Origin of the sequence: Thalassotalea sp. ND16A (assembly GCF_000764205.1) — a bacterium.
Lineage (GTDB): Bacteria > Pseudomonadota > Gammaproteobacteria > Enterobacterales > Alteromonadaceae > Thalassotalea_A.
This window is the reverse complement of record NZ_JQDZ01000085.1, coordinates 109776-119502: the sequence shown is the minus strand read 5'-3', so window position 1 is coordinate 119502 and position 9727 is coordinate 109776. Positions and strand designations below refer to the sequence as shown.

Genomic DNA, 9727 nt, shown 5'->3' with positions numbered 1-9727 from the left:
GCAAATAACTCTGTATCAATTAACCAATTTGAAAGCATGAAAATAACCCTTATTAAATATAAGGGGCTATTGTCGTATGATCCTTTTTCCTGTCAACCGATCGTTTTCCTTAACTGATCGGTGTTAGGCGAAGGCCGGAACCTCCTCAATTCACAACGTGCTTCTAAACGTAACCGCCTTCCGCGTATAGAGCTTTAGAAACTTTGGTTGGCGGGGTTTTCAACCTCGCGTCATTGCCGTAGGCAACTAAAGTGGCTTTCGCCATAACGCGAGACTGAAGTCCCGCCAACGGCGTATCCAACTCAAGCACGCTGCGCCCGTATGAGGTCCCTGATGTCGCTTAAGCTCCTCAGGTTGACGTGGTGTAAGTTAACTACTTTGGTTGGCGGGGTTTCAACCTCGCATTTTTGCCGTAATCAACGTAACTGGTTATTATCAACCTGCGAGACTAAAGTCCCGCCAACCAGGGCTCAGAACCTATGGGTTGGCGGGGTTTCAACCTCGCATCGTTCCTGCCGCAGGCAACTTAAGCTGGCTATCGCCATTACGCGAGAATGAATTCTCGCCAACCAATTCTCAACAACTCCGGGCGATAAGCCATTTTGTTCTATTAAGACGTATTGGTATCAGGCATAATGACTTGTCAAAAGTTATCAATAAGAAGTTCTGTCTACATGCCAAACCCTAATGCCAATTCAATTATAGTACTCGATTTTGAAACCACTGGATTATCTCCGCAACAGGGAGACAGGGCGATTGAAATTGGTGCGGTAAAAATTAGCAACGGTGTGGTGGTTGATACTTTTCAGGAATTGATGAACCCTGGCCGCCCGGTGAACGCTTTTATTGAAAACTACACCGGCATTTCCAATGCGATGTTAAAAACTGCAGACCCTTGTGAGCAAGTGATGGCCAGATTTGCTGATTTTATTGGTGATGAAAACCTGCTTGCCCATAATGCGTCTTTTGATAAAAAGTTTTTGGATGCGGAGTTTGACAGGATCGGTCATAAATATGCGGGGGAGTTTGCTTGTACGCTACTCACTTCCAGACGGATCTATCAAGAAGCGCCTAATCATAAGCTTGGCACCTTAGTAAGGTATAAAAACCTGGATGGTGAAGGCGCATTCCATAGGGCATTATTTGATGCTGAGATGACGGCCAAACTTTGGTTAACCATGTTAGCTGATATTTCAATCGATTATCAGATCCCACAAATCCCATTTGCTTTAATCAAGAAGTTAGCCAAAACCGCAAAAGCAAATGCGCCTGCTATGTTGAGCAAATGGTAGCTTAACCGGTATTTTTGCTTAATAACATCCCAGACTGTACTTATAGCTATGAAATCCCCTATTATAGAGCTAACTTATCTTTGAGTAATAAACAGCTCATTGGCAATTTAAGTTATTACTCCTATAAAAAATTATATAAAAAAGAGAGCAACATGAACCAACCATCTTCTACCCTTCTGGGACACCCAAAAGGATTATTCTTATTATTTGGTACCGAAATGTGGGAACGCTTTAGTTACTACGGTATGCGCGCCATATTAGTGCTGTATTTGGTATCAACGGTAGAGTCTGGCGGCTTTGGCTGGTCAAATGCCGATGCTTTGAGTTTATACGGTACCTTCACTATGGCGGTTTACTTAACTCCGGTGTTAGGTGGCTGGATTGCCGATAATATTTTAGGGCAACGAAAAAGTATAATTATTGGTGGCCTGTTAATGGCTGCTGGCCACTTTACCTTAGGGACACCACAAGAATGGTTAGGTGACGGCGCAGAATCAGCGTTCTATATCGGCTTAACCTTATTGTGTTGTGGTAATGGTTTATTTAAGCCCAATATTTCGACCTTAGTCGGTGATTTATACGAAGAAGGTGATACTCGTCGCGATGGCGCATTCACTATCTTCTATATGGGGATTAATATAGGTGCCTTTATCGCACCATTAGTGATTGGTTACGTTGGCGAAAAAATTGACTGGCAATTAGGGTTCGTTTTTGCCGGAGTGGGGATGTTGATTTCTGTGGCGATGCAATTAGCCATGGCGAAAAGATACCTGGGTGATATTGGTGTTAACCCATCTGCTCATGGTATGAGTACCGGCACCGGCGTTAGTGCCAAGGACAGGCCATTAACGCAAGTGGAACGCGACAGAGTGAAAGTGATTGTGATCATGTCGGTGATTTCTATCGTCTTTTGGGTGGGCTACGAACAAGCCGGTGGTTTATTAAATATTTATGCCAAAGACTTTACCGACAGAGACATTCTAGGCTGGGAAATGCCGGCATCATGGTTGCAAGCGGTAAGTGCCTTGTTTGTGGTGGCGTTTGCCCCGATATTTGCCGGTCTTTGGACCAAACTTGGTGATAAACAGCCAAGCTCGCCGAAAAAGTTTGCCTACAGTTTACTGTTAGTGGGTGTGGGTTTCTTATTTATGGTTGCTGCTACTATGGAGCAAGGTGGTGATCTGAATGTAAAAGTCAGTGTTTTATATTTGATCATTACCTATCTATTTTTGGTATTTGGTGAACTTTGCATCTCACCCATTGGTTTATCTCTGGTATCCAAAATAGCCCCGATTAAATTCCTCTCGTTATTGATGGGCGTTTGGTTTGCTTGTTCGGCAATTGCCAATAAAGTAGCGGGTTTGGTTGGCAGCATGATCGGCGAAGGTGCTGAGCAAATTAATAATGCCTTCTCAATATTTGCCGGTTTAGCGGTGAGTGGCTTTATTGCTGGTGGCTTGGTATTCTTTATGGCTGATAAGCTGGTCGAATGGATGCATGGCGCAGAAGATAGAGCCACTGTCGAGCATAGTGAACTTGATCAAGATCCGGTTTAACCCATGGTAAAGTCATTGGAATAACCCAAACTAAAAAACGAGCATACACTGCTCGTTTTTTTTTTCTTGGCAGGCAACTTAAGGTGGCTACCTCCATTGCGCGAGACTGAAGTTTCGCCAACGACGTATCCAACTCAAGCACACTTCGCCCGAATGAGGTCCCTGATGTCGCTAGTGCTCCTCGGGGATGACGGCATAAACTTTCTTAATACAGTTAAACGTCATCCCACCACGAGCATTAGCGAGATGTGGGACCTCCTATCGCGTATCGAGCATCGAAAGGGTTGGTTGGTGGGTTTTTATGGTTTGATCGCTAGCACATCTGTTTTCAGTAAGGATAAGATACTCTCCGCGGTGTTACCTATAAGCTTTTGATCTAAACCTGCTCTTCCTATTGTACCAACCACCACAATGCTTGCGTTACAATCAGCGGCAATACTGGTAATAACTTTATCAACTTGACCGGCTTTGATGTGGATGTGGTCAGCCTTAATGCCGTAGCTTTGGGCCAGCAGCGACATCTGCTCTTTTAGAGCAGTTTTGTGCTCATCTTCGAGTTTATCTTTGTCAATAATACCGAGTTTTCTCAGCAATGGAGAAAATGGCAGGGCATAGGCAATGTGTAATTCCGCGTTAATGTGCTTGGCAATGATACTCGCATTTCGTAATACCTTACCATTTAGCTGTTTTTTGTCACCGATTTCCGTTTCTAAGTCTATCGTCGCCAGTACGTTGCGGGCTTTCTGCCATTTATGATCGGCAGCAATAAGCATAGGAACATTACATTCTCTGAGCAAATGCCAATCGGTTGGCGTGTAAAACAGTGCTTCACTGCGATGACCTGTTTTCACCACCATATATGGTTTATGCTCTTGCACGTAGTGGCTAACCCAGGTATGGATGTCTTTTTCCCATACCGTTTCAAAGTTGTACTCTACTTTGCCTTGTAGGCTATTCACTAATTTATGGGCATTAAGCTCATGCAAATTATGAATTACCTTGCGTTTGGCCTGTTCAATATCATTAATGCCGCGCAGGTTTTCATGGCAAAAATTTACAATGTGCAAATTGCAATCATAAGCGATGGCCAGTTCTGCTGCTTGCAAAATAGCCGTATAATTTTGCTCTTGTTGATCGGATATCACCAATATATCGTTTTTCATCGTTATCCCTTTTCTTCAAGGTCGCGCCGTAATTATAATTTAAGTTTAGGGCTTGATCGCCAGGATGTCGGTTTTTAAAAAGCTTAAAATATTTTCAGCAGTGTTGCCGATAAATTTTTGGCTCAAGCCTTTTCTGCCCACGCTACCAATAACCACAACCCCGGCATGATATTTCGCAGCCATTGATGGGATCACTTGCTCTGGTTTACCGGCATGGATATGGAAATTTTGCGGATCTATATCGTATTGCAGCGCCAGTTTACTGATCACCGCCGCCAGGTTTTTTTCTGCCTGAAGTTCTATTTCGTCTTTGAATTGTACGCCCAGATCACGCAACAGTTTTGAAAATAGCGGGGTGTAACAAACGTGAACTTTGGCATTGAGTTTGTTGGCTATCGATGTCGCTTGCGCCAGGATTTTGTGGTTTAACGCTTGTTTATCGGCAAGTTCGGTTTGTAAATCGACTGCGGCTAGAATGTTTGGGGTTTTATGCCACTTATCTTCGGCAACAATTAACACGGGGGTTGGGCATTCGCGAATAAGGTGCCAGTCGGTAGGCGTATAAAACATGGTTTCGCTGCGATTACCGGTTTTAATGACCATTAACGGTTGCTCTTTGTCGGCGTAGTCACATATCCAATTTTGAATGTTTTTCTGCCAAACAACTTCATAGGTGCAATTATTATTGGAACACACCTCGGCGAGTTGATCGTTTGCTTTCTCTTCCATTTTATCGAGAATTGTTTGCTTAAAAGCCGTACCTTTTTCTCCTAAGCCACGTAAGTCTTCATAATAAAAATAGACAACATGTAACGTGGCGTCGTAGGCTTTAGCCAATTTATCGGCTTGTTTTATGGCGACTGATTTGTCAAAGTCAGCATCGGCGATTACTAGAATTTTATCCATGTGAGTACCTTATAATTATTCGATTAATTTGCCCTGTTATTACCTTAATCGCTTTTTATTTGCGCGGTTTGATCTGAATCAGGGAAGTAGCCTAATAATGTTGTTTTAACTAAAACCGGAGTGCGTTTAGACTTGGCACTAGGAACATTCAGCAAGGTTTAAGTAAGGATTTAGTGTGGTATTAGTACTTTAATATGTGGGTATAATTGCTTTATTTTAAGTTGTAATGCCATTTTAGCCTCACTGTCACCATGAACAATACGGATATTATTGGGCTTTTTGCGCATGCCTTTGATAAAACCAAGCAGATCGCTTTGATCGGCATGGGCGCTATAACCACTTAGGGTGTGGATACCGGCATTGATGGCGACTTTGATGTGGTTGATAAACACATAAGGGCTGTTATAGCGCGACTTGTTCTGCTGTATTTGCCGACCTAAGGTGCCTTTCGCTTGATAGCCGACAAATAGCACGTCTGTTGTTTTATCGGATAAAAAGCTTTGTAAGTAATTTACCATTCTGCCCCCCGTGCACATACCGCTTGCGGCAATGATGATTGCCGGTTTTTGTTTTTGTTTTAAATAGGAGATGACACTTTGGTGTTCTTGGTGACTCCCTACGGTGTAAAGCTGTTCAAACGATAATGGGTGGCGATTATTGGCTAATTTACAGCGCGCCTCGGCGTCCCAGTGTTGCTTTAACTCTCGATAGTGTTCGGTAAATTCACTGGCCAGTGGCGAGTCTACGATAACATCAATGTTGTTAAGCATTTGTTCGCTGTCAATGGTGTTTGTCGAGTTGTGTTTTTTATGCAAGCGATGCAAGATCTCTTCAATTTCATAGAGCAACTCCTGAGTACGGCCAATACTGAACGCCGGAATTAATACTACGCCATTATCATCGACACAACGTTTTAGCACTTGCTCAAGATTTTTCCGACGCTGCTTTCTGCCATGATGGTTTTTATCACCATAGGTGGATTCTATGATTAAAGTATCACATGAATAGGGCGATTTCGGTTTTGGCAATAGCGGTGTATAACTTGCTCCTAAATCGCCGGAAAATACCACCTTGTGTTTGCACTTAGTGATTTTGCTGGCAATAGCCAGCTCAATATAGGCAGAGCCTAATATATGGCCCGCGGCTTTAAATTTCACCTTAACTTCAACGCCCTGTTTACTTTGTTCTTGGCTAACCGGCAGCATTTGCCAGTGATTATAGTTAACGGCTACCAATTGTTGCTTTAACCGTTTAACTACGGCATTAATGATTTGTTTATTTCTGCTGACGCCAACTTTTACCGCATCGGATATTACCAGAGGCAATAACTTTGCTGTTGCCGCACTGCAGTAGATTGGCCCGGTAAATCCGGCTGCCAACAAATAGGGGATCCGACCAACGTGATCGATATGACAATGAGTCACTAATAACGCACAAATATTGTCTAAGGGAAAGTTAATACTGTGCTGATTGTTTGCACTATTGTTTATCTTGCCGTTTGCTTTGTGGTGTTGTTGAGCGGAGCCATCATTATTATCGGTTGCGGCAGTCATTTCTGCGCCTTGAAACAGTCCACAATCGATTAAATAGCTCGTTGTTGGCCAATTTTCGGCATTGTCACTGGTTTTGTGGTTTTTATTTAACTTAATGTTTATTTGATGACAAGACCCGGTTACGCCATTTACTGCACCGTGGTGGTTAAAACTGATATCCATATCAACAGGCCTTAAGTATTTATTATCATGAACATTTTTCTCTGTAATAAGTTTATATCAATTTCACAATGTTGCAGGGTTAAATGAATTCAAACAAAGTTGCCATCTTTTTCAAATTGATTGCCGGGTATTTAAATTTACTTAATTTGGCTAAATCAATTAATGCCACTTAATTTCAATTTTTTATTCGCGTATACTACGGCCAATAACGGTATAGATTTACCGCAATAATTATTTAAAGGACCTACTTGTTTTGACTTCAACAAAAATAAACTCAATCATCAAAAAAGCGGTTATCCCGGTTGCTGGCTTAGGTACTCGGATGTTACCCGCAACCAAAGCCATTCCAAAAGAAATGTTGCCGGTGGTGGATAAGCCACTGATCCAGTACATAGTCAATGAATGTATATTGGCGGGCATTAACGAGATTGTGCTGGTAACCCACTCTTCCAAAAACGCCATCGAAAATCATTTTGATAAATCGTTTGAGTTGGAAACTACGTTAGAGAAGCGAGTAAAACGCCAGATATTAGATGAAATTCAAGCCATTTGCCCAAAACATGTCACTATTATGCACGTACGCCAGGGCGAAGCGAAAGGCTTAGGGCATGCCGTATTAAAAGCCAAGCCTATTGTTGGTGATGAACCTTTTGTCGTGGTATTACCGGATGTACTCATTGACGATGCCGCGTCGGATTTAAAAACTGAAAACCTGGCCGCCATGATCACCCGCTTTGGTGAAACCCAAGCGAGCCAAATTATGGTTGAACCGGTGCCAATGGATTTAGTAAGCAGTTACGGGGTTGTTGATTGTGGCGGCACGGCCGTGTCACCGGGTGAATCTTGTGCAATGACGGCAATTGTGGAAAAACCAGAGTTGGAAGACGCACCCTCTAATCTGGCCGTTGTTGGCCGTTACGTATTGGCAAAAGAAATTTGGCCATTATTAGAAATGACGCCTCCAGGGGCCGGTGATGAAATTCAATTAACCGATGCGATTGCCATGTTAATGAATGAGCAAACTGTGGAAGCCTTTAATATGACCGGTAAATCACACGATTGTGGTTCGAAACTTGGCTATATGAAGGCGAATATTGAATACGGTTTGCGTCATCCAGATCTTAATGGTGAATTTTCAGCGTATTTAAAAAGCTTATCATTGTAATTAACAAAAAATGATCGGCAAAGTTACTTGCAATGGTTTTGCCGGGCGACCCGGTTTCATGTGTTTTAAAATTAAATGATGATTGTTTTCCAGCTCAGCAATAAACAGTTTATTACCAATGGGATAATTATGTTGCAGCCGTTCGCTAATTAACTGGCTGGCGGCGTTATTGCCGGCATTGCTAAAAAGCTTTTGATAATTACTTTTTCTGCTGATCAAATTATCGCCCAGCGTTAAGTATTGCATAGGCTTGCACAGTTCTATTGGATAGGTTGCCGACGTTTGGTGTTGGCCATTTTGTTTGTTGCTTGAATAGGGATATTCACACGGGTGAGAGACAACACCTGCTCTTACGGGCTCAAACTCTATGTGTCGCATGCAGGCGAGTAAGTAATTGTTGGCATCGACAACACTGGCTTTGTGCCGGCCCTGAAATAATGAACCACTACGCTGATACCTTTTATTTATATACCTTACATAACTGCTGCAAAGGTATTGCATTAATCGGGAAATTCCGTGTTTGCTGCTGGGGGTGAGCAATAACTGAATGTGTTTATCCATTAAGACATAAGCGTGCAGAGCAATGTTGTATTTATTGGCCGCTTTGGCAAGTAAGCGCAAAAAATATTGATAGTCAGCGTCACAATAAAAACAATGTTGTTGATTATTGCCACATAGATAGATAAGACACGGCATATCGGGAATATAAATTCTAGGTTTTCTAGCCATTTGCAACTCCTTTGCAACGGTATAATTTGCCGGTAAATATAAGGCTAAGGCGAAAAGCCAATGCACCCTGCCTGATATATCTTATATTTACAGCAAAACAAATGATTAATACCAAGTTGATTAAATATCTGCTCATTTTTAATGGTTAAAACGAATAACTACGGCTTTATAAAATTGATAAGTACGAATAACTACTTACTAAATTTTATGCATTGTATTTATCCGTTTTACCTCATGAAAAAGTAGACCACATACTTATTCAAATTGGTATCAGGAATAAGCAGGAACAACATAAAAATATCGAAAAGCCGAGTTACTCCTGTAAAACTGCCAATGTAATTTAAATGTTGTACAGCTCCTTTTTATCCTTTTTACCAGCCTTGTTCCTTCAAAGCTGTTGTCTCCCTGACAAAACTATTGCTGTTCAGTGCGATTTTACCAACACTTTGCAATAGCCTATTGGGTAAGGACTCTGCTCATCCTAAGCGGTAGCCCTGCGGTCATCCTTGACCTACTTCTTCCATATTGCTTCCTGCAAAAACCAATCCATTGGTTCGCCATCCTGGCAATACATGTTAATCCATCAACATGTAATATTTACACACAGGTAAATAATCTGGTTGTGAGTGAAATGTAGCCTATCAACAAATAAAGTATTTGCATTAAACAAAAGTTATCTGTGATGTTGTGGGCCGGAGTTAATGTTTATTGCAAAAGAGCACCGGAGTGGTTTTGCTGTGCATTATTGACTCAACGGCTTAGCCAGGCTGTCGGAAGATAAAGGGATAAGGTGTTAGGGCTTGCCAGTGCTTTACGTTCTGCAAAATAATGCGATAAGCTGGTGCAAGTTCAACTGAGGACCTTGTTGTCATTAAAATAACATTCATTAAACTTTTCATGTTGCCATCCTTAACTGAAAAATTATTATGTCATTGAGTAAAAAGGTAAAACTCAACAAATTTTGTTTGTAATCACCTGTGGTTAAAAGAACCACAAATATCGGGTTATCGTAACTGTGTTATTTAAATTTCCATGTTTTTGATAGCCATTTGCTGCTAGTGCAATGTAACCGTACTTCAATGAAATAAATACGATAAATATTAAACTAACGATCTACAGAATAGGCAGAATTTTTACATCATGCAAATTAAAAATTCATTTAATAAATAACGAAAAACAAACAGATTTCGCCGCAAAAAAA

General features: G+C 41.6%; 8 protein-coding genes. 3 read left to right on the top strand and 5 right to left on the bottom strand.

Annotated elements, in window-relative coordinates:
- Window positions 1-163 precede the first annotated feature (163 nt).
- Window positions 164-310, bottom strand: coding sequence for a hypothetical protein (locus tag ND16A_RS21365; protein ID WP_160173528.1), 147 nt, complete (start codon window positions 308-310; stop codon window positions 164-166).
- Between the two features lie 364 nt (window positions 311-674).
- Here ND16A_RS21365 and ND16A_RS06255 point away from each other — a divergent pair, with 364 nt between their 5' ends.
- Both ND16A_RS06255 and ND16A_RS06260 read left to right on the top strand, forming a co-directional pair.
- Complete coding sequence (locus ND16A_RS06255; protein WP_033078223.1) at window positions 675-1292, top strand: 3'-5' exonuclease; 618 nt, start codon at window positions 675-677, stop codon at window positions 1290-1292.
- Between the two features lie 152 nt (window positions 1293-1444).
- The gene (locus ND16A_RS06260; RefSeq protein WP_033078246.1) at window positions 1445-2848 is read left to right on the top strand and encodes a peptide MFS transporter; all 1404 of its coding nucleotides are present in this window, start codon (window positions 1445-1447) and stop codon (window positions 2846-2848) included.
- A 299-nt stretch (window positions 2849-3147) separates the two neighbouring features.
- Here the strand turns inward: ND16A_RS06260 and ND16A_RS06265 are convergent, their stop codons facing one another.
- The 3 genes from ND16A_RS06265 to ND16A_RS06275 form a co-directional block, all read right to left on the bottom strand.
- On the bottom strand, window positions 3148-4011 hold the full coding sequence (locus ND16A_RS06265) for a universal stress protein (RefSeq protein WP_033078222.1): 864 nt from the start codon (window positions 4009-4011) through the stop codon (window positions 3148-3150).
- Window positions 4012-4056: 45 nt separating this feature from the next.
- Entirely contained in the window at window positions 4057-4917 is an 861-nt protein-coding gene (locus ND16A_RS06270; RefSeq protein WP_033078221.1) for a universal stress protein, read from the bottom strand.
- A 170-nt stretch (window positions 4918-5087) separates the two neighbouring features.
- Window positions 5088-6632 carry an MBL fold metallo-hydrolase RNA specificity domain-containing protein gene (locus tag ND16A_RS06275; RefSeq protein ID WP_033078220.1) on the bottom strand — a complete coding sequence of 515 codons (1545 nt, stop codon included), beginning with the start codon at window positions 6630-6632 and terminating at the stop codon, window positions 5088-5090.
- Window positions 6633-6885: 253 nt separating this feature from the next.
- Here ND16A_RS06275 and galU point away from each other — a divergent pair, with 253 nt between their 5' ends.
- Window positions 6886-7797 carry a UTP--glucose-1-phosphate uridylyltransferase GalU gene (gene galU, locus ND16A_RS06280; RefSeq protein ID WP_268746318.1) on the top strand — a complete coding sequence of 304 codons (912 nt, stop codon included), beginning with the start codon at window positions 6886-6888 and terminating at the stop codon, window positions 7795-7797.
- Here galU and ND16A_RS06285 read toward each other — a convergent pair whose 3' ends face one another.
- On the bottom strand, window positions 7798-8526 hold the full coding sequence (locus ND16A_RS06285) for a transposase (RefSeq protein WP_033078244.1): 729 nt from the start codon (window positions 8524-8526) through the stop codon (window positions 7798-7800). It abuts the gene before it with no gap.
- Window positions 8527-9727 lie beyond the last annotated feature (1201 nt).

Bases quoted from the DNA above. Each gene is read 5' to 3' on its own strand.
- ND16A_RS06255 (WP_033078223.1), top strand. From the start codon at position 675: ATGCCAAACCCTAATGCCAATTCAATTATAGTACTCGATTTTGAAACC.
- ND16A_RS06260 (WP_033078246.1), top strand. From the start codon at position 1,445: ATGAACCAACCATCTTCTACCCTTCTGGGACACCCAAAAGGATTATTC.
- ND16A_RS06265 (WP_033078222.1), bottom strand. From the start codon at position 4,011: ATGAAAAACGATATATTGGTGATATCCGATCAACAAGAGCAAAATTAT.
- ND16A_RS06270 (WP_033078221.1), bottom strand. From the start codon at position 4,917: ATGGATAAAATTCTAGTAATCGCCGATGCTGACTTTGACAAATCAGTC.
- ND16A_RS06275 (WP_033078220.1), bottom strand. From the start codon at position 6,632: ATGGATATCAGTTTTAACCACCACGGTGCAGTAAATGGCGTAACCGGG.
- ND16A_RS06285 (WP_033078244.1), bottom strand. From the start codon at position 8,526: ATGGCTAGAAAACCTAGAATTTATATTCCCGATATGCCGTGTCTTATC.